Source organism: Variovorax sp. LjRoot290 (assembly GCF_964253985.1).
Classification (GTDB): Bacteria; Pseudomonadota; Gammaproteobacteria; order Burkholderiales; family Burkholderiaceae_C; genus Variovorax.
Genome location: NZ_CAXURW020000003.1, coordinates 276896 through 295959 on the forward strand (window position 1 = coordinate 276896; position 19064 = coordinate 295959).

A 19064-nucleotide genomic window follows, 5' to 3' on the forward strand; every position below is an offset into this window, starting at 1 on the left:
GATCGACGTCAGGCGGCGTCATGAGGTGAGGCGCGGGTGGGCGCCACCGGCTTGGCTGCCGCGAGCTCGGTCGGCTTCGCGCATTGCGGCAGCTCGCCGAACATGTGCGGCTTGACCTGGTGGTGCAGCCACGAGGTGGTCGCGGGGTTGCGGTCGAACATCCGCTTGACCAGCGGCGGCAGCTGTTCACCCGCAAGGATGCCGAGCAGCCCGACGAGCGCAATGATCGGCGGCGCCGGCGAGCGCACGCTGAAGAGCGCATAGATCGCGCCGACCAGCAGGCCGACCGCCAGGGAAACGATGTAAGGCTTCATCGCGCGGGCCCTCAGCCCTCGTGGGCGCCGAACATGGTCTTGGCATAGATGATGCCCAGGCCATAGGCGCCGCCGAACTTCTTGGCGATGCCGGTGGTCATGTCGTAGCTTTCGGTGCGGGCCCAGTCGCGCTGCAGCTCGAGCAGGTATTGCAGCGAGGTCATGGGACGGGCGCCGGCCTGCACCATGCGGTCCATGGCGCGGTTGTGGGCCTCGGCGGAGACGTCGCCGCAGGCATCGGCGATCACGTAGACCTCGAAGCCCTGGTCGAGCGCCGAGAGGGCCGGGCCGACGATGCACACGCCGGTCCAGAGGCCGGCCAGCACGATGCGGCTCTTGCCGATCCGGTTGACCTCCTTGATCACGGCGGCGTCCTCCCAGGTGTTCATGGAGGTGCGGTCGATCATCTTCTGCTCGGGGAAGGCGGCCGTGATCTCCTCGAACATGGGGCCCGAGAAGCTCTTCTCGGCCACCGTGGTGAGGATGGTCGAGGCGCCGAAGCCGGCGGCCGCATGCGCCACCAGCGCAGCGTTGTTGCGCAGCGAGACCGCGTCGATCGAGTGGGTGGCAAAGGCCATCTGCGACTGGAAGTCGATCATGACCAGCGTGTGGTCAGTGGGCGTGAGCAGTTTGGCGCCGGCGGTCGGGGTGGCTTTGAGGGACATGAAGTACTCCGTGTTGACGATGGAAAAAAGGGGGAGCCGCGACGTGTATCTTCGCTTCGGGGCAGATGCACGTCTTGTCGATTTTTGAGGTCGTTTGGACATTTGCCGCCTGCGTCGGCGGCGCATGATTCAAAACGAGGGCAGTTCGTTCGGGCGCAGGTCGAATACCAGCACCTCGGCACCGTCGCCGCGCGCCAGGTCGAGGCGCTGTTCGTTGCGCACGCGCGCACCGTCGCCCGCGGTCAGGCGCTGTCCGTTGACTTCGACGCTGCCGCGCGCCACGTGCACGTAGGCGTGGCGCTTGGCTCCGAGCTTCAGCGACGCGGCCTCTTCGCCGTCGAACAGGCCGGCGTAGACGCGGGCGTCCTGGTGCACGGCGAGCGAGCCCTCGGTACCTTCGGGCGAAATGATCAGCCGCAGGCGCCCGCGCTTTTCTTCGGTGGCGAAGTGCACTTGCTGGTAGCGGGGCGCGACGCCCTTTGCATTCGGCACGATCCAGATCTGCAGGAAGTGCAGCGCTTCGGTGGACGACGCGTTGAACTCGCTGTGCCGCACGCCGGTGCCCGCGCTCATCATCTGCACATCACCCGGGCGGATCACGGAGCCCGTGCCCATCGAGTCCTTGTGTTCGAGCGCGCCGTCGAGCACGTACGAGAAGATTTCCATGTCGCGGTGCGGGTGGGTGCCGAAGCCGCGGCCGGGATGCACGCGGTCGTCGTTGATCACCAGCAGGTCCGAAAAGCCCTCTTGCGCGGAATCGCGGTAGTGGCCGAAGGAAAAGGTGTGGCGAGACTTCAGCCAGCCGAAATCTGCGTTTCCCCGGTCGTTGGCACTGCGAACTTCCAACATGATTCATTCCTTTCTGGTTCGGTGATTCGATGGGATTCATGATGGCTTCGAAGCGAGATCCCGAGCCATGGCTGAATCTTCTTTCTTTTCGCGACACCGGATGGCGAACCTTTTCGCAGTCTATGATCGAAGTTTTCGATCATCAGCTTTCGAGGTATCGCGTGCTGAAGCTCAGCCTGGAAGCCATCGAGGTCGTGGACGCCATCGCGCGCCACGGCTCCTTCGCCGCCGCCGCCGCGCGCCTGAACAAGGTGCCCTCCACGATCTCGTACGCCGTGGGCAAGCTGGAGGAGCAACTGGGCATGCTGCTGTTCGAGCGCAACGGGCCGCGCGTGACCCTCACCGCGGCCGGCGAGGAAATGCTCAAGGAGGGACGCTGGCTGCTCGGCGCCGCCAGCGATCTGGAATCGCGCATGCGGCAGATCGCCACCGGCTTCGAATCGGAATTGCGGCTGGTGCACGACTCGCTGATCCCGACGCAGGCGCTCATCGACGACGTGCGAGCCTTCGAGGACCTTCGCTGCGGCACGCGGCTGCGCATCTTCTGCGAGGCGCTCACCGGAAGCTGGGAGGCACTGCGCGAGGGGCGAGCCGACGTGGTCATCGCCGCGGGCGAAGGACCTGCCGGCGGTGGCTACCAGTGCGTCATGGTAGGCAGCCTCGAGTTCGCGTTCTGCGTCGCCCCGACGCATCCGCTGACCCGGCTCGACCGCCCGCTGCACCGCGGCGACTTGCTGGAGCACAACGCGATCGTGGTGAGTGATAGCGCGCGCACCCTGTCCGACCGCACGGTGGGACTGCTCTCCGGCCAACAGCGCATCGCGGTGCCGTCGATGGCCGCGAAAATCGCCTGCCAGATGGCCGGCCTGGGACACGGCTTTCTGCCTCGCGCTTGCATCCAGGGCGAACTGGCGCGCGGCACACTGGTGGAACTCGCCACGGAAGAGCCCCGCGCGCCCGAGGCTTTCTGGCTCGCCTGGAGGACAGGCGCCAAGGGCCAGGCGCTGCAATGGTGGGTGAAGCAGCTGAACCGCCCGCTGGTGCCCGCGCTGCTTCCACGGTCCGGCTGGATCTCCTGACGCCGCGGCGCGGCGGGTGGATCAATCGGCTCGGCTGCGGCGCCAGCGTGCCGGCGATGTGCCGGTGCGCGCCGAGAACACCCGCGTCAGGTGGCTCTGGTCGGCAAAGCCGCAAGCCGAGGCCACCTGCGCAATGGACAGTTCGGGGTTGCGCAGCAGGCGCTGCGCCGCCTCGACGCGCTGGCCCACTAACCACGCATGCGGCGTCTGCCCGGTGGTCTGCTTGAAGGCCTTACTGAAGTGGCTGCGTGACAGCGTGCATTCGCGCGCGACATCGGCCAGCGATACATCGGCTGCGAGGTGCTCCATCAGGAAGGCCTACGAATGAATCGAGCGTTGCGCGCGGCAGGTGAAAGAACATCCAGTGGAAGGGGCCGCAGATATACGCCGAGGCGCGCTGCGACAGATCCGCGATGTGGAAGGAGCCCTCCTGCTGCAGACCCAACTGGAACGATCTGCCATCTCTGACAATGCGCCGGGTGCCGCCCGCGGTGATCTCCACGCTGAGCAGGAACGCATCTTCGGTCGGAAGCGGTGCCAGCACGAGCAGATGCGGAAGCTCGTAGTGCATTCGCGCAACACCGAGTTCGGAACCCCAGCGCGACGTGCTTACGAGTGACTGGACAACACTGAGTCCGGACTGAGATTCCAGCCGTCGGCCGAGCCAGCAGTCGGAGCGAAGGGCGGTTGAAATGTGCGGGAAGTATGCAATGCGGGGCTGGCAACCCCGCAAGAGCGGCATGGCAACGCGCTGAGGCGCATGCCATCGGTCGCCGCGGTCGCGCTGACTCCGGCCCTCATACACGCGCAGCCAGAAAGTCCAGAAAGCACGCGATGCGCGCCGCCAGCTTCGTATTTCGGTAGTACACCGCATTGATCCCCTGGCGCACGTCCGCGGTGTCGTTCACGAGCAATTGCATCAGGTCGCCGCGCTTGCGGTCGCCGGCGGTCATGAAGTCGGAGAGGCACACAACGCCTGCACCCTCGAGTGCCAGCTGCCTGAGCGTCTCGCCGCTCGACGCCCTGATGCTCGGTGCGATCTGCCACTCGTCGCCATGCTCCCCGCGTAGCGGCCAGCGGTTGAGCGAATCCGGCTGCGTGAAGCCCAGCAGCGTGTGCTTGGCCAGCGCCACCACGCTGCGGGGCCGGCCATGCTTTTCCAGGTAGCCGGGGCTGGCGAGCACGCGCATGCGGCTGGTGCCGAGCGGGCGCGCATGAAGCGTCGAATCGCGCAGCTCGCCGATGCGGATGGCGACATCGGTGCGGCGCTCCAGCAGGTCGATGTTGAGCTCGTCGGTGTCCAGCTCCAGCGTGATGAGGGGATAGCTGCGCCGGAACTCCGGCACCAGCGGCACGATGACGTGCAGCATGAACGGCGTGGCGGCGTTCACCCGCAACTGGCCCGCGGGCTGCTGGCGGCGCGCGGCCATCTGCTCCTCGGCGTTGTCGATCGACGCGAGGATCGCGCGCGCATGCGCGAGGAATGCAGCGCCCTCTTCCGTGAGCTCGATGCGGCGCGTCGTGCGGCGCAGCAGCGTGGTCTCGAGTTTCTTCTCGAGCCGGCCGAGCGCACGGCTCACGCCCGAGACGGTCTGCTCCAGTTGCTCCGCCGCGGCCGTGATGGAGCCGGCATGGACGACAGCAACGAAGGCTTGCAGTTCCTCGAGGGTGGTCTTCATGGCATTCTTGATTTCGATTCAATAGTGTAGTGATGACTATGCGCTGTTTCTGCAAGAAGAGCTGACTCACACTCGAGCCCTGCCTCAACAGGAAACCTCCCACATGCCCATCGCCCTCCTGGCGCTGACGCTCAGCGCCTTTGCCATCGGCACGACCGAATTCGTGATCGTCGGCCTGCTCCCCACCGTCGCGGCCGACCTCGGCATCGGCCTGCCCTCGGCCGGCCTGCTGGTCAGCCTCTACGCGGTCGGCGTCGCCGTCGGCGCGCCGGTGCTCACCGCCCTCACGGGCAAGGTGCCGCGCAAGGCGCTGCTGCTCGGCCTCATGGCGCTCTTCACCGCCGGCAACCTGCTGGCGTGGCAGGCGCCGAGCTATGAAACGCTGGTCGCCGCGCGCGTGCTCACCGGCCTCGCGCATGGCGTGTTCTTCTCGATCGGCTCGACCATCGCCACCGGCCTGGTGCCGAAGGAAAAGGCGGCGAGCGCGATCGCCATCATGTTCACCGGCCTCACGGTTGCGCTGGTGACCGGCGTGCCGATCGGCACCTTCATCGGCCAGCACTTCGGCTGGCGCGAGACCTTCCTCGCCGTATCGGCGCTGGGCGTGGTCGCCTTCGTCGGCAGCTGGCTCTTCGTGCCCGCCAGCATCCGCCACACGCCGCCCGCTTCGCTCGCGCAGCAGGCCAAGGTGCTGGCCGAGCCGCGGCTGCTGCTGGTCTACGCCAAGACGGCGATCGGCTACGGCGGCTCGTTCATTCCGTTCACCTTCCTCGCGCCGATCCTCACCGAGGTGTCCGGCTTCAGCGCCGGCGCCGTGGGCTGGGTCATGCTGGTCTATGGCCTCTCCGTCGCGGCCGGCAACATCTGGGGCGGCAAGCTGGCCGACCGCATGGGCCCTATTCCCGCGCTCAGGATCATCTTCGCGCTGCTGGCCGCCGTGCTGCTGGTCTTCAATTTCGCCGCGCCGCACAAGTGGCTCGCGCTCACCACGGTGCTCGCCTGGGGCGCGGTCGCCTTCGGCAACGTGCCGGGCCTGCAGGTCTATGTGGTGAAGCAGGCCGAACGCTTCACGCCGCAGGCGGTGGACGTGGCCTCGGGCCTCAACATCGCGGCCTTCAACCTCGGCATCGCCGGTGCGGCCTGGGCTGGCGGCCTGATCGTCACGCACCTGGGCCTGATGCACACGCCGTGGATCGGTGCGCTCGTGGTGCTGGTCTCGCTGGCACTCACGCAGTGGAGCGGCGTGCTGGACCGGCGCAGCGGCATCCCCGTACGCGCCGACGGGCCCATTCCGATCGGCCACTGAACAACTCACTGGCTAGGACCTTCACATGACTACGCACAACATTCCGCTTTTCGGCCTCGGCACTTTCCGCCTCAAGGGCCAAACCGTCATCGACTCCGTCAAGAACGCGCTCGACCTCGGATACCGCCTCATCGACACCGCGCAGATCTATGGCAACGAGGCCGAGGTCGGCCAGGCCATCGCCGAAAGCGGCGTGCCGCGCGATGCGCTCTTCATCACCACCAAGATCTGGACGGCGAACTACGCGCGCGACAAGCTCATTCCCAGCCTGGAGGAGAGCCTGGCGAAGCTGCGCACCCCTCACGTCGATCTCACGCTGATCCACTGGCCCTCGCCGGGCGATGCGGTGCCGGTCGCCGAACTCATGGGCGCGCTCGCCGAAGCGAAGGCGCAAGGCCTGACCCGGCAGATCGGCGTGTCGAACTTCACCGTCGCGCTGATGAAGGAGGCGATCGCAGCCGCCGGCGCCGGAGCGATCGCGACCAACCAGATCGAGCTGCACCCCTACCTCCAGAACCGCAAGGTGGCCGACTTCGCAAGAAGCCAGGGCATCGCGATCAGCTCATACATGACGCTCGCCTACGGCAAGGTGTTGAAGGATCCGGTGATCGTGGCGATCGCCGCCGCGCGCAAAGCCACGCCGGCACAGGTGGTGCTGGCCTGGGCGATGCAACTCGGCTACGCGGTCATCCCGTCGTCGACGAAGCGCGCCAACCTCGCGAGCAACCTCGAGGCGCAGCGCCTGAAGCTGGGCGATGCCGAGATGGCGCAGATCGCCGCGCTCGATACCGCGGCGAGCGGCTCACCAGCCCCGAAGGCCTTGCACCGCAGTGGGACTGATGCAGGCCTTCCCTTTCCTTCATCTGGCGCCAGCGTGCAGGCCCCGCACGATTGCACCGATGGCCGCGTCGACGAAACGCTCCGGGCGCTGCGGATGCAGCATTGCCGTGATCTTGGGGGAGCCGGTGCCAACGGTGAGCCCGAGCAGGTGGCCGTCGGCGCCGATGAAGATGCCGTACTCCCCGGATCCCGATAACCGTGGCTCCTGCCCCGACAATCCCCATGCGCGCCGAAAGCAGCCTCCCCATGAAGAAGAGTAACGCCCTTCAGCCACTCGAGGATCCACTTGCCTGCCGTGTTCTCTCGCCCGCGGCGAAGGACACGCTGGGCTGCGTGTCCAGCCAACTTCAAAAGAACCAGGGGCTCAGTGCAAACGGGGTCAAGATCTACCGCAAAACCTCCGACTGCGCGCAGATCGATCACGTGGCGACTGAAGCGACCGGACGCGGCATGCTGCTCGGCATCTCGATGCGCGACGGCCACCGGCGGCGGATCCTGCATGCGCACCATGCGTCATGCCATGACTTCGCCGAAGGTTCGATCTACATCCGCGATTTCTCCGACAGCTATCGAGCGGACATGAAGAGCCCGTTCGATTTCGTGCTCCTCGAGATACCGCATCATGTCCTTAAGCGCACCATCAAAGAAAAGGCGGGCAGGCAAGTCGGCGGCCTCGACCCTGTCACAGGCGTTAGCGACAAGGTGCTCTCCCATCTTGCGTGCGCGCTGGCCCCGGCGCTCGAACGTCTGGGCGAAACCAGCATGCTTTTTGTCGATCAGGTGTGCGCCGCCGTCGAAACCCATCTCGTCGAGAACTATGGCCAAGCCGTGCGGACAGAGCCCAGGAAGCAGCGGATTCTTTCGCGCTCGCAAGAGGCGCGGGCGAAGGAGCTGCTGCGCAGCAGGATCGACGGCAGCATCTCCATCCTCGACATCGCCGACGCCTGCCACCTGTCGCGAAGCTATTTCATCCATGCCTTTCGCGAAACTACCGGCCAGACACCCCACCAATGGCTGATCGCGCAACGGCTGGAGCGCGCGCGCGCGCTGCTCAGGGACTTAGAACGGCCATTGGCGGAGATCGCGGCCGATTGCGGGTTCGCGGACCAGAGCCACTTCACGCGCGTTTTCACCCGCCACGTTGGCATGCCGCCGGGCCATTGGCGCAGAGCGATACGGCTCGGCGAATAGAAGGAACGGCAGTCGGAGCGTGGTGCCGGCTACGTCTTCAACACGCAAGTCGACGTTCTGAGCTGAGCATCGTCCCGAATGCTGCCGTCGGCGCGCCGAGTCGTCAGCGGTACAGCCAGCCGGGCGCGGCGCGTGACCCGGGGTATCAGGACATAGGTCATTAGCGCCACCACGATGGCCCCTTGTTGCTTGCTTGTTGTTGCTCCCACGGAGCGACCCAGCATTAGCGAGCGTCTTAGCAATGATGGGCCTGACCTGGTTCGCGAAGTAGCTACGGCATCACAGCAGGCGCTTGGTTACCTGAGGCCCGCTTTTAATTTATGGCAGTCCGAGCGTTCCACGCGTGTTGCCCCGGAGCCAACTCCGACTTGGTTTTGCTTGAGCGGACGACCCTTTCCTTGGCGGAACGAGCACAACCCAGTTCTCTTAGTCAAAAATGACCACAACTCATTTTTTTAGTAAATCTGGGGGGCCTCACAGGGAGAAATTGACCACAACTTTAGGAAACCTACGGTCATTTTTGTGTGGCCTTTCAGGGGAAGTAGCAGAACACGTGCGCGATTGCGGCCGATCCGGCCGGCATCGGCCCAGATGCTCCCGTCAGCAGCCTCACTTGCCAGACGGCTCCCAGATCATTGGCGAAGCGGGCCAGGCCACCGTCGCTCGTGGATTCGGTCTTCGGGATGAGCTGAATAATCGGAGTCGCGGTCGGGTTCCCCGGATTCGCGCAGGTCGGCTTAGGGACGTTTTGCGTGTCGACTACTTCAACCGACCGAACAAATACCAGGTTCGTCGTGATGTCCTCCATCCGCTTCCACACCGCACCACCGCCCTGCGGGTTCACGCGGCATAGCATCGCCTTCTTGAAGCCGGCAATCAGTGCCGAGAAGCCGACCTGACCAGGGGTCGTGCACGCCGTGTTGTCGACCGCCGGCGCGAGATACTGCTTCATCGAAGTCCAACGTCCGCCAGTGCAGTAGAGGGTGAGGCCATCGGGATCGGATGCGCCCTGACCCTCCAGTGCACACGCGCCGCCATCGACGGCTGCCGTGGTGAGCGGCGTCCATCGCCCGGACGAACACACCACGAGCGACCCGGAAGCCTCCGTTGCCGACAGGCCCAGCGCGCCGGCTTCGACACACGCTGTCCCCTTCGTGTAGCTGCCGGTCGGAATCAGGCGCCGGCCCGACATACGGCCTGAGGTCACGACGGCCGCCTCACCACCACTGTTTGTGGTCATCGCCACGAAATTGCCGTTATTGCCAGTGAATCCAGCGCCGAGGTCGGTGGCCACAATGTTTCCGCTGGCGACCATATCCGACGTGTTGACGCCCGTCAGACCCGCGGGCACGGCCACCGGATCTGCGCCCCCAAACCCGCCGCTGCCGGCCACACTGACATTTCCGGCCGCAGCGACGTTGCCAGTCAGGGTGGACTGCCCCGTGATTGCGAGGTTGCCCACCGCACTCAGGTCACCCCGCAGGTCGGGATTGCGGGTATCGCGGACCCGCACGAACTGCTGGAACATCGCAGTATTGAGAGTGGCGCTGGCGCAGACCGTGCCCGGCACCGCCCCGTTCGGGTTCGCCACGTTCAGCGAGGGGCCTCGAATCACGGCGGGGGTCGTGTACGAGGACTGCCCGCCCGTACCACCCTGCTGGTCGACCATCACCTGTGCCAGGTCGTAGCGAACGTTCGGGCCGCCAAGCGTCACGCCGGTCGTCGTGCAGACCCGTGTGACGATGTTGCAGCCGGCACCAGGACAGTTTGTCTTCTCGACATCGATGCGCAGGCTCTGACGTGTCGGCATCGCGCCGGCCGTAGTGGGGAACCCGCTCGGCAGCTTCTGATCCGTCACCAGCTCCGCGATGGTGGGAGCGATGTCGTTTGCCACGCCAGGAATGTCGACGCCGTTGCCCAGATCGTCGAAATGGCTGAGCGCGTACTGCTCGGCGGCACCGGCAACCTGCTTGAGATAGCTCCCTGCGGACACCCCGATCTGCTCTTCGGAAAGCTTCGCGAGTTGGGCCTGGGCATAGATCGAGAGGATCGCGGCGATGCTGATCGCGACAATCAGCTCGACGAGGGTGAAGCCCTGCTGCGCGCGGCGCGCACGCCCGGTCAGCGGCGAAGTGCGATGGGTCATGGTTCGAGAGAGGGTTGGGCAGGACTGGTCGGCTTCCGCCGCCGCGCCAGGCTCCGGGGAGCCCGGCCAAGCAGATCAGCGGAACGTGAAGATGAAGGTGTTCGTGTCACCTTCCGTGCACGCGTTCTGCGCGATTCCGCCGTTGTAGGTGCCGCCGACGGCCTTCGCTGCCGCGCCGTTGATCGAGATCACTTCTGCAACGCGCGACAACTGCGCGGCCAGGCCGGGGCAGGCCGCGTTGTTCACGGTCGGCAGGGTGACAGTGAAAGAGTCGCCAGGCGTGGTGATCGTGGCGGCCGCGACGGTGATCTGCGACCCTGTCTCGCCAAGATCGTGTTGCACGGTGGCAGCTGCGCCATTGCCAGCTACGGTCAGCGCCGACGAAAGGCCGCGCGCGGTGTTCGCGAAGATCGCGGTGGCGGCGGCGCCGACGCCCAGGTTGTTGTAGGGGGTGACGCCCTGGCCGGCGAAGTTGCCACGGATGGACGTCACGGTCTTGTTGATGTCGTTCGCCGTGGGCTCGACCTTGCCGTTGATGATCACGCCGCGGGCGTAGGGCACCGCGAACAGCGCAAGCAGCGCGCCGATGGCAATCACAACGATCAGCTCCACCAGGGTGAATCCCTTGGCCTTCTTCAGGGAAACGGTGCGGTTGGTGCGAGTTTGCATTTCGGATGGTTCCTTCAGGTTGGAATCGGGTTTGGATTGGGTTTGTTCTGGTCGAGGTCGAGCAGAACGGCTACTTGGTGCTGTATTGAAATCCTCCCCGCCCTTGAAGGACGAGGATTCCTGCTGAGGCGCGCTGCGCGTTACGCACCGCCTGCCTCTTCGGTGGGTTCCTGCTTCGCCGGGGCTGCGTGCTTCGTCCTTGCGAACGCCGCGCGTCTGACCACCCCTCCACAGGCATCGGGCTTCGATGAAGAAGCCCAGACCGCGTGCCCCGCGGCCAGAATGTTCTTTGCGGCATTGATGTCCGCATGGTCTGTGTGGCCGCAGGCCGCGCAGGCGAAGAGCGCCTGGCTCTTCCTGTTCTCCGCCGCTTCGTGGCCGCAAGCAGCGCACGTGCGGCTGGTGTAGGCCGGGTTCACCGCGACAAGCGCACCGCCATTGGCAACAAGCTTGTATTCGAGCTGGCGCCTGAACTCGCCCCAAGCAGCATCAAGGATGCCCCTATTGAGGCCGGCTTTCTGACGGACATTCGTGCCCGGCCTCTGCGCGCTCCCGCGCGCCGAGGCGCACATCGCAGCCACGCGCAGGTCCTCGATCGCGACCACCGAATGCTTCGCCGCCAGCCCGCTCGTGAGCTTATGAAGCCAGTCGTTGCGCTGCTGCGCGATGCGGTTGTGCAGCACTCGCAGCTTTACGACCGCCTTCTCGCGGTTATTCGAGCCCTTGACCTTCCTGCTAACGCTGCGCTGGTAGCGTCGCAGACGTCGCTGCTGCGCCTTCATCGCACCGAGCGGCTCGATGAGTCGTCCATCCGACAACCCGGCAAAGTTCGTGACGCCCAGATCAATGCCGAGCGTCGGTGCGACCCCAGTCTCCTTCAACACCCCAGGCTGCAGCGTCTGAATCGCCACATACCAGCGGTCACCCTCGCAGGTGACGGTCGCATTGCGCACCTCGCCTGCGATCTGCCGGCTATTGCGCATTCGCACCCAGCCAAGCTTTGGAAGATGGATGCGGCCATTGAGCTCGTCCAGCTTGAATTGCTTGCGTTCCGGGAAGCGAATGCCAGGCTCCTCGCCTCGCTTCTTAAAGCGGGGGTAGCCCGGGTTTTTTCCCGCCTTCACGTTCGCGAAGAACGCCTGAAATGCCGCATCTAGTCGCTTCAGCACCTGCTGCTGTGCGTGCGCGGGGCCTTCGCTCAGCCATGACGTCTCTGGCGCGTTACGCCACTCCGTGAGCCAAGCGCACATGCTGACGTATCGTGCGTGCTTTTCGCCGCGCTCGCGACGAGCCTCCTGTTCGGCAAGCGAGCGGTTCCAGAGCCAGCGCATCATGCCCGTGTAGCGGGCAAGAAGCCGCTCCTGCGCTTTGCGCGGGCGGAGCTGGAAGCGATAAGCTCGAAGGATGTCGGGCATGTGAAAACTAGTATGTAGAAGCAGGGACTCATTGCGCTAGGTCGCCATGAGAAATTCACGCTTGCCTTCGCCGCCTAAAAGACGATGTATGACGCGGTCACTTCGTGCTGTAGTAGGCAGACATGACGCCTTTCATCTCGTAGATGACGCCGAACTGAGTCGCCATCACGCCGATCACGATGCAGACGGCGGAGATCAGCAGCACCCAGCGATAGATGGCCATGCGCTTCAGGATCTTCTCCAGCATCGTTTTTTCGACGTAGCGGCCTGTCTCCTCGAAGCCCTCGGAGAAGCCTCGTGCCTCCTGCATGTCCTGCAGGAAGTAGTACATCTCCATCGAGAGCAAATTCGTCCGGAACGCCTCGGTACCAACTGCACCCGTAGCGTCAACACCCTCGGCGATCTGCTCGACGCGCCAACGCAGCCAGGGCGATCGAACGGAGCGCGCGAAGGTGCTGAGCGACTCACTCAACGTGAACATCGTGTTGCCCCGTTTGCGGGTCAGCGTCGCCATCGTGGCCAGAAAGAGAGCGCCCTTGACATCGCGCACCACCCTGTAGAGCGCCACGTGCTCATCGAGCCAATCGCGCACCTGGCCGGTCAGGTTGTTCACCGTCCAGTGGATCGTCACGATCGCGATGACGAGCAGCAGGACCAGGTACAGCCCATAGCCCTGGACGTTGGCAGCCCAGTTGTTGAAGAACGTGCCCTTGGGGCCCCACTGATCCAGCGGGATGAACGAATAGATCTCCTGCAGCTTGTGTGCTGAGAACCACGGGAAGATCGTCAGCATCCCGATTGCAATCGTCAGGCCCACGGCGGCGGCGGCCAGCGTCCCCACGGACTCATTGCGCACCTGGTCCGAGAGCCGCGCGATGCGCGAGACGTCGCGCAACGCGGCCAGCAGAGCCCCTGCTCCGGCGTCCTGGGCCACGTCGATAATCGCGACCTCGTCGTCCGGGAGCGTCCCGCGCCATGCGGCCGACAGGTTTGCCCCGTTGGTCGAGTACTGCTCGGCCCAATAGGTGGAGAGCTTTGCGCGCGCAGTCGAGCCGTAGCGATCGGCATCCTTCTCGAAGATGCCGAGGAGCTTGATGTCACCCTTTCCACCCTCGAGCTTGTCGGCGATGTAGGTGTAGTAGTCCGCGCGCTGGCGCCCGAACTTCGCCGCCGCCTGGCGAATACCGAACGGAACCTTGACGGTCATTTACGCACCCTCCCTTACGGCCGCGGCAGTGTGAAGCGGGACCACAGCGGCCGAGGGCGCACGCAGGAGCGAAGCAGCCGAAGGCGAATCTGCGACGTAGTTCTCCGGCACGGAGATATGGCTCGTGTTACGGCGCGCGGCGACAGCTCGTTCATGGTCGCGCCGGCCTTCCACCGTCTCGAAGCTCATGAATCGCGGCTCGATCTCGCGAGGGTCGATCAAGCCGACGGACTTTCCGTCCTCGGTGGTGCCCCGGACTCCCTTGTAGATCGCGCACTCCATCGTGTTCTTGCCCACCAGGTTGGGGTCGTCGAACCTGTCCGATGCCATCGAGCGCCAGTACTTGTAGAGCTTCAGCGCGCCATCGGCCGCTCCGATGTATTCGAGCATCTGCTCGTCGGGCTCGACCAGTTCGCTGACCACCGTGCGGCCGGAGAAGCCGTTCAGTTCGGGCAGTTCTTCCTTGATGCAGAACTTGCAGCCGCGCGAGCTGCGCAGGCGATACACGTCGCGGGAGATGTGGTAGAGGCGCTCCAACCGATCGAAGTAGCGGTTGTGTTCCTCGAGCTTCTCTGCATTGAGCGTGAAGGCGTGCGCATAGTCATTCGGTGACAGCGCGCAATGCGGGCAATTCGTGGGCAGGAGGGCTTGGTAGACCAACAGCTTCAGGATGCCCGGCGTGGCCAGTACCTCGCGGTTGATTGCGATCGCCGGCGACGCGAAACGCTCGGCGATACCGAGGCTGGAGCGGGCGTGGGTCGTCGTATAGACGCTGTGGCCCGACTCGACCACTTGGCGGGCAACCAGGCCCGTCTCGCGGTCACGGATCTCACCGAGATAGAGCGCGTCGAGCGCCGAGCGATACAGAGCCCGCGTGGCCGACAGGAAGGACTTGTCGTCGCCTGCCTGCGCCAGATCGCGCGTGATGGTCTTCTGGTAGGCGTTCTTCAGCTCCAATTCGACGGGATCTTCGAACGACTGGATCTTGATGTCCGTGGGCAGCATGTTGATCATCTGCACCAGGGATGTCGACTTGCCCGAGCCCACCACGCCGGCGAGCACGACCATTCCGCCTTCGGAGTTGATCACTCGGCGGATGATGTCCAGCTGGCTGTCCAGGTAGCCGGCGGCGTCCAGAGAGCGGATCGCAGCCGACTCGCCCAGGCGCTGAATCCGGGTGGTGACCACAACACCCTTGTCGATGGCCATGCCGCTCCAGCGCAGGCGCACGCGGGCGCCGTCGGGGATGGCTGGGCTGCGCGGCAGATTGATCTTCACCAGGGCCTGCTGCTCGACCTTCATGTCGAACTGCGGCGACGCGCCGCCGCCCGACTTCTGCCAAGCAATGCCGAGCATGGCGATCACCGTGTCAGTCGGCAGTAGGAACCGTTCCGGGCGAATGTACCGGCCGCCGATCTTGAAGCAAATCTGGCTCTTCGCGGCTTCGCGGTCCACGGCGAAGTCGATGTCGTCCGCCTTGTTCGCGTAGGCCCAGGACACAACGTCGGTGAACGCGGACATGAGCGCGTTCTTCGTTGGATCGCGCGATACGTCGCGCTCGAACTGGAGGCTCGACTGCGTGATGTCGCCCTGCGACAGTGCCATCACCAGGCCTGAGCTGGCGAAGTGCCCCTGCACGGGGGTCTCGGTCAGGCGGTAGTCGCGCTTGGCGAGCTGCTGGACAACCGCCTCGACCTCCTCGCGTTTCGCCTTTTCCTTGTCGACGAAGAGCATGACGATCTTGTCCGTGGCGCGCACCTTGGCGACCGCGATGGAGGCGTACAGGTGAGGCGCGAGCTTCACCTCCTCGTTCACGACCTTCTCGAAAACGATCTTCGCCAGGTCGTCTGCCATGGCGATTGGCGTGCGGCTGAAGCGAACGCCACCCCAGTTGGCGACGTCAGGACCTTCCGTCACGGCCGCAGGACCCGCCGGCTGTCCAGGCGTAGCGATGCGACGAGGAGCGCCGCCGGCCGGCGCCGGCTTTGCCACCGACCGGGTGCCCGCGACGGTACGCGCTGCTGGCGCAGCCTTTTGCTTCGATTTGCCGAGTCCGAACATCTGATGTGGGTCCGATCCTGGTCAGTTGGTAGCGGGGGGCGTTTGCAGACGTTCGTCCAGCACCGGCTCGAGCTGGCGGGGGATCAAGGGGATGGAGGTCTGGCCAGGCGCCAGCGGTCCGCCCGGAATGAGCTGCACTGTCGGCTGGTTCACCCTCAGTGGGGCCGGACCACGAGCGCTGGCTTGCAGGGGCAAGGTCGGGCTACCGACCGAGCTGAAGGGCGTCGGGAGGGCGGGCGACGGCATAGCGCCCAAAGTGGCCCTAACCCTATCTGCCATCTGTTCGCCGGTGGGAACCGGGGTGACTCCGGTCCACTTGCCGCTGGGGCATGCTGCGGCTGGTACGCCCTTGCGGGCGGCTTTCAGAACAACCGAGCGGCCGTTGATCGCGGTGATCACACAGCTTCCAAGCCGAGCGCCGGCGCGCACTCGCTCATACGATTCGCCGTTGAAGTTGATGTTCGCCCGCAAATCGTTCTCGATGCCATAGATCGATACGACGCTGATGCTGCCCGGCGGTGGTCCCGCCGGCGCCGCTGCTTTCGGCGCCGGCTGGGTCAGGCCAGCAGCGATTGACTGCTCTTTGGAATGAGCGAGTGCCAACCGGTTCTCACTCGTGATCAGCGAATCCACGGTGATCACGCTGTCGCGCATCGCTGGGGTCTGCGGCGCCTTGTCCAGCGCGGCGGGGCCATCGGCAGCATGTGCGACGTGAGTAAGCGCCAGGCCGGCGAGCGCGGTTGCGGCCAGCGCTGCAACGTGACGAAGACGAAGGATTTGCATGGAAGAGGTGCCTTTGAGAGATTGAGGTCGGGGGCTGATCACTGCTTGGCGTAGTTGGCATCCTCCCCGGCCTATAAGGTCGAGGATTCCTGCTGAGGTGGGCTGGGCGTTACGCACGGGCCACTCCCTCGGTGGGTTCCTGCTTCGCAGGGGCTGCGCGTTTTGTCCTTGCGAACGCCGCGCGTCTGACCACCCCTCCACAGGCATAGGATCGGGGACTTGCGTCCGAGGTCCAGGCCGCGTGCCCCGCGGCCAGAATGTTCTTACTCGCATGCACGTCGGCATGCTCCGCATGGCCGCAGACCACGCAGGCGAAAACGCTTTGCGTCTTCCGGTTGTCGGCCGCCTCATGCCCGCAGACTCGGCACGTGCGGCTCGTGTATGCCGGATCGACCCGTACGACAGCGCCGCCCACGGCAGCGAGCTTGTACTCGAGTTGGCGCGCGAACTCGCCCCAAGCCTGATCCAGAATCGAACGATTCAATCCCGCCTTCTGGCGCACCTTGTTGCCGGTCCGCGCGGCGCTGCCGCGCGCCGAGGCGCTCATTGCCGCGACTCGCAGGTCCTCGATCGCGATGATGGGATGCTCGGCTGCCAGGCCGCTCGTGAGCTTGTGCAGCCAGTCACTGCGCTGCTGCGCAATGCGCTTGTGCAGCGCGCGCAGCTTTTCGACGGCTTTCTTTCTGTTGCACGAACCCTTCGTCTTTCGGCTCACGTTTCGCTGATAGCGCCGAAGCCGTCGTTGCTGCGTCTTCATCGCCGCGAGCGGTGCGATGAGGCGTCCGTCCGACAGGCCCGCGAAAGTCGCGACGCCCAGGTCGATCCCGAGAGTCGGTGCGACGCCGCCCTTCGGTAGGACGCCAGGCTGCAGCGTTTGGATCGCTACAAACCAGCGGTGCCCTTCTCGGATGACGGTGGCGTTGCGCAGATCGCCCTCGATCGCTCGGCTCATGCGCATGCGCACCCAGCCAAGCTTGGGCAGCTGGATGCGAGCGTTGCTCGCATCCAGCTTGAATCGCTTGTTGTCAGGAAATCGGATGCCTGGCTCGTCTCCCCGCTTCTTGAATCGCGGGTAGCCAGGTTTCTTCCCCGCCTTGACATTGGCGAAGAACCTCTGGAATGCCGTGTCGAGGCGTTTCAGAACCTGTTGCTGGGGATGCACGGGGCCTTGGGCCAACCACTGGGTCTGCGACGACGCCGTGCGCCAAGCCGTTAGCCACTTGGCCATGGCCACGTAGTTCGCGTAGGGCTCGCCGCGTTCGCACCTGGCCTGTTGCTCGCTCAAAGCTCGGTTCCAGATCCAGCGCAGCATGCCAACATAGCCGGCCAACTGTTTCTCTTGCGCCGGGCGAGGGCGAAGCTGAAAACGGTAGGCTCGGAGGGACGGTTCGACGGTCATTCTGGTCACCGCGCATTGGCGTAGATCACGGCCTTGATGTCCGCGGTCAAAGCAGAGGACTTGAGATCCACCTTCTCGCCGTCAGCCCGCTTGAAGTACATGCTGATCTGTTGCCAGTCCGCCTCGACACCCGCATCGATGAGGGCGTCGACGCTCCGTAGCGGGGCCTTCAACGTGAACGTGGCGGCGCGCAACTGGGGCACCGATGGAACCATGGGCACCGCGGTGCCATCGCCCTTGCGAGGCGGCGTGATCTCGACCGGCACGAACGTCAGGTCGCCGACCTGGCCGAAAGCGGGTTGAAGCCTTTGTAGGCGGCTGACCGTCTCCACCATGTGGGTCTCGATCGAGCGCAGCGCCTCGTACTTGAAGGGTTGCGACGCCTGCGAGGCGTTCCAACTCGCGACGATGGTGTCCAGGCCCCGGTACTGCACCGTCCAGCCAGCGGGAATGTTCTCCTTCATCTCGCGATTCAGGTGACCGACCTGGCTCCGGGTGTAGGTCGCAGCGCAACCCCAGCGCTGATCCCCCTGGGCAGCCGCGCCGGGCTGCGGCACCACCGGCGGAGCTGCATTGCAGGTGGCGCTCTGCAGGTCCCATCCGCCCCAAACCAGCGGCACGGAGCCGAGCGACACCCGCACGGCGGCGAGCCCTTGCGGATCGGCGGCACGGTGCGCATCGGCCCATGCCTTGGTAGCGCGCGCCCAGGCTTGCTCAGGCGGCTCCTCTGCGCTCTGGCTGAGGCGCGCAAGGCGTTGGCGTTCCTTCTCTTTGTAGAGGCTCGAACCCTTGTTGCCGAAGGCGACCAGGACGGCCACGCCGACGACTGCGATCACCGGCGTCGGGATCTGCCCACTCTTCTTGGGCAGCGGCTGGAGTACGTCCTCCTCCCCTGTCGCGGCGAGCAGGAGATCGGCGGCAGTCAGGCTGCGGGCCTTATCGCTCAGGTCGTGATCTTCAAGGTTCGTGAAGATCGTGTAGGCGACGTTGTCTTCAACGCCGTTCTCGATCTCCTGCCGAGCAGCCTCGATCAGCTCCATGTCGTTGTCGGACATGATGATGCGATCGATCGAGGACGGCTGTCCGCCCCGGATCACTGCGAACCAGTATTCGTTGCTGTCGGAGAAGAGCTTGAGAGCGTAGATCGCATCGCCGCCGTGCTGGCGCGCGGCGACGCGAGCTGCTGCGAAAACCGTGGTTCCTTCCGGCGCAGCGCTCGCCGGCACCAAGCCGTAGCCGAACTGTTGCAGCGTGGAGATCAGGTGGGTCGCACCACCCCCGCGCGCGATCTTGATTGCGTCCTGACGACCGGAAGAACGGGACGCGACCGCGCGCCAGCTCACACCGAAGGCGATCGCCTTCGGTTCGTTTTCGTCAACCGCAACCACCAGCGGTGCACGGCCGCTGTCCTGATTCGATCTCGTCTTCTTCTTGAAAAAGTCCACAGAGGATTCCTGGTTC

16 protein-coding genes and 1 pseudogene are annotated in these 19064 nt (G+C 65.0%); 4 read left to right on the top strand and 13 right to left on the bottom strand.

Annotated elements, in window-relative coordinates:
* Positions 1-8: 8 nt before the first annotated feature.
* The 3 genes from ACSQ9A_RS38810 to ACSQ9A_RS38820 all read right to left on the bottom strand — a co-directional run bounded on the left by ACSQ9A_RS38810 (position 9) and on the right by ACSQ9A_RS38820 (position 1828).
* Positions 9-314 (bottom strand): XapX domain-containing protein, encoded by a 306-nt coding sequence (locus ACSQ9A_RS38810; protein ID WP_436298173.1) that lies wholly within the window; start codon positions 312-314, stop codon positions 9-11.
* Between the two features lie 11 nt (positions 315-325).
* Complete coding sequence (locus ACSQ9A_RS38815; RefSeq protein WP_436298172.1) at positions 326-979, bottom strand: hydrolase; 654 nt, start codon at positions 977-979, stop codon at positions 326-328.
* 129 nt (positions 980-1108) lie between these two features.
* Positions 1109-1828: a pirin family protein gene (locus tag ACSQ9A_RS38820; RefSeq protein ID WP_436298171.1), complete on the bottom strand. Its 720-nt coding sequence runs from the start codon at positions 1826-1828 to the stop codon at positions 1109-1111.
* 161 nt (positions 1829-1989) lie between these two features.
* Between ACSQ9A_RS38820 and ACSQ9A_RS38825 the strand changes: the two genes are divergently transcribed.
* Positions 1990-2907: a LysR family transcriptional regulator gene (locus ACSQ9A_RS38825; protein WP_436298233.1), complete on the top strand. Its 918-nt coding sequence runs from the start codon at positions 1990-1992 to the stop codon at positions 2905-2907.
* Positions 2908-2928: 21 nt separating this feature from the next.
* Here ACSQ9A_RS38825 and ACSQ9A_RS38830 read toward each other — a convergent pair whose 3' ends face one another.
* Entirely contained in the window at positions 2929-3216 is a 288-nt protein-coding gene (locus tag ACSQ9A_RS38830) for an AraC family transcriptional regulator (protein ID WP_436298170.1), read from the bottom strand.
* Positions 3217-3704: 488 nt separating this feature from the next.
* Positions 3705-4586, bottom strand: a complete 882-nt coding sequence (locus ACSQ9A_RS38835) for a LysR substrate-binding domain-containing protein (RefSeq protein WP_436298169.1) — start codon at positions 4584-4586, stop codon at positions 3705-3707.
* 103 nt (positions 4587-4689) lie between these two features.
* Here ACSQ9A_RS38835 and ACSQ9A_RS38840 point away from each other — a divergent pair, with 103 nt between their 5' ends.
* From ACSQ9A_RS38840 to ACSQ9A_RS38850, 3 genes and pseudogenes are all read left to right on the top strand, one after another.
* Complete coding sequence (locus ACSQ9A_RS38840; RefSeq protein WP_436298168.1) at positions 4690-5892, top strand: MFS transporter; 1203 nt, start codon at positions 4690-4692, stop codon at positions 5890-5892.
* A 25-nt stretch (positions 5893-5917) separates the two neighbouring features.
* Positions 5918-6732, top strand: a pseudogene (gene dkgB / locus ACSQ9A_RS38845) (2,5-didehydrogluconate reductase DkgB).
* A 246-nt stretch (positions 6733-6978) separates the two neighbouring features.
* The gene (locus ACSQ9A_RS38850; protein ID WP_436298167.1) at positions 6979-7923 is read left to right on the top strand and encodes a helix-turn-helix transcriptional regulator; all 945 of its coding nucleotides are present in this window, start codon (positions 6979-6981) and stop codon (positions 7921-7923) included.
* Between the two features lie 532 nt (positions 7924-8455).
* Here ACSQ9A_RS38850 and ACSQ9A_RS38855 read toward each other — a convergent pair.
* From ACSQ9A_RS38855 to ACSQ9A_RS38890, 8 genes are all read right to left on the bottom strand, one after another.
* Positions 8456-10069: a type II secretion system protein gene (locus ACSQ9A_RS38855; protein ID WP_436298166.1), complete on the bottom strand. Its 1614-nt coding sequence runs from the start codon at positions 10067-10069 to the stop codon at positions 8456-8458.
* Between the two features lie 75 nt (positions 10070-10144).
* On the bottom strand, positions 10145-10738 hold the full coding sequence (locus ACSQ9A_RS38860; RefSeq protein ID WP_436298165.1) for a type 4 pilus major pilin: 594 nt from the start codon (positions 10736-10738) through the stop codon (positions 10145-10147).
* A gap of 140 nt (positions 10739-10878) precedes the next feature.
* Positions 10879-12153 carry an RNA-guided endonuclease InsQ/TnpB family protein gene (locus tag ACSQ9A_RS38865; protein WP_436298164.1) on the bottom strand — a complete coding sequence of 425 codons (1275 nt, stop codon included), beginning with the start codon at positions 12151-12153 and terminating at the stop codon, positions 10879-10881.
* A gap of 97 nt (positions 12154-12250) precedes the next feature.
* Complete coding sequence (locus tag ACSQ9A_RS38870; protein WP_436298163.1) at positions 12251-13360, bottom strand: hypothetical protein; 1110 nt, start codon at positions 13358-13360, stop codon at positions 12251-12253.
* Positions 13361-15214 (bottom strand): ATPase, T2SS/T4P/T4SS family, encoded by a 1854-nt coding sequence (locus ACSQ9A_RS38875; protein WP_436298162.1) that lies wholly within the window; start codon positions 15212-15214, stop codon positions 13361-13363.
* 228 nt (positions 15215-15442) lie between these two features.
* On the bottom strand, positions 15443-16204 hold the full coding sequence (locus ACSQ9A_RS38880; RefSeq protein WP_436298161.1) for a hypothetical protein: 762 nt from the start codon (positions 16202-16204) through the stop codon (positions 15443-15445).
* A 109-nt stretch (positions 16205-16313) separates the two neighbouring features.
* The gene (locus ACSQ9A_RS38885) at positions 16314-17603 is read right to left on the bottom strand and encodes an RNA-guided endonuclease InsQ/TnpB family protein (protein ID WP_436298160.1); all 1290 of its coding nucleotides are present in this window, start codon (positions 17601-17603) and stop codon (positions 16314-16316) included.
* A gap of 5 nt (positions 17604-17608) precedes the next feature.
* On the bottom strand, positions 17609-19048 hold the full coding sequence (locus tag ACSQ9A_RS38890) for a hypothetical protein (RefSeq protein ID WP_436308026.1): 1440 nt from the start codon (positions 19046-19048) through the stop codon (positions 17609-17611).
* Positions 19049-19064: the final 16 nt, after the last annotated feature.

What these genes read in the sequence shown, in the direction of transcription:
- ACSQ9A_RS38880 (WP_436298161.1), bottom strand. Translation starts at nt 16,204, where the DNA reads ATGCAAATCCTTCGTCTTCGTCACGTTGCAGCGCTGGCCGCAACCGCG.
- ACSQ9A_RS38885 (WP_436298160.1), bottom strand. Translation starts at nt 17,603, where the DNA reads ATGACCGTCGAACCGTCCCTCCGAGCCTACCGTTTTCAGCTTCGCCCT.
- ACSQ9A_RS38830 (WP_436298170.1), bottom strand. Translation starts at nt 3,216, where the DNA reads ATGGAGCACCTCGCAGCCGATGTATCGCTGGCCGATGTCGCGCGCGAA.
- ACSQ9A_RS38820 (WP_436298171.1), bottom strand. Translation starts at nt 1,828, where the DNA reads ATGTTGGAAGTTCGCAGTGCCAACGACCGGGGAAACGCAGATTTCGGC.
- ACSQ9A_RS38810 (WP_436298173.1), bottom strand. Translation starts at nt 314, where the DNA reads ATGAAGCCTTACATCGTTTCCCTGGCGGTCGGCCTGCTGGTCGGCGCG.
- ACSQ9A_RS38840 (WP_436298168.1), top strand. Translation starts at nt 4,690, where the DNA reads ATGCCCATCGCCCTCCTGGCGCTGACGCTCAGCGCCTTTGCCATCGGC.
- ACSQ9A_RS38855 (WP_436298166.1), bottom strand. Translation starts at nt 10,069, where the DNA reads ATGACCCATCGCACTTCGCCGCTGACCGGGCGTGCGCGCCGCGCGCAG.
- ACSQ9A_RS38870 (WP_436298163.1), bottom strand. Translation starts at nt 13,360, where the DNA reads ATGACCGTCAAGGTTCCGTTCGGTATTCGCCAGGCGGCGGCGAAGTTC.
- ACSQ9A_RS38815 (WP_436298172.1), bottom strand. Translation starts at nt 979, where the DNA reads ATGTCCCTCAAAGCCACCCCGACCGCCGGCGCCAAACTGCTCACGCCC.
- ACSQ9A_RS38860 (WP_436298165.1), bottom strand. Translation starts at nt 10,738, where the DNA reads ATGCAAACTCGCACCAACCGCACCGTTTCCCTGAAGAAGGCCAAGGGA.
- ACSQ9A_RS38850 (WP_436298167.1), top strand. Translation starts at nt 6,979, where the DNA reads ATGAAGAAGAGTAACGCCCTTCAGCCACTCGAGGATCCACTTGCCTGC.
- ACSQ9A_RS38865 (WP_436298164.1), bottom strand. Translation starts at nt 12,153, where the DNA reads ATGCCCGACATCCTTCGAGCTTATCGCTTCCAGCTCCGCCCGCGCAAA.
- ACSQ9A_RS38835 (WP_436298169.1), bottom strand. Translation starts at nt 4,586, where the DNA reads ATGAAGACCACCCTCGAGGAACTGCAAGCCTTCGTTGCTGTCGTCCAT.
- ACSQ9A_RS38875 (WP_436298162.1), bottom strand. Translation starts at nt 15,214, where the DNA reads ATGGCAGACGACCTGGCGAAGATCGTTTTCGAGAAGGTCGTGAACGAG.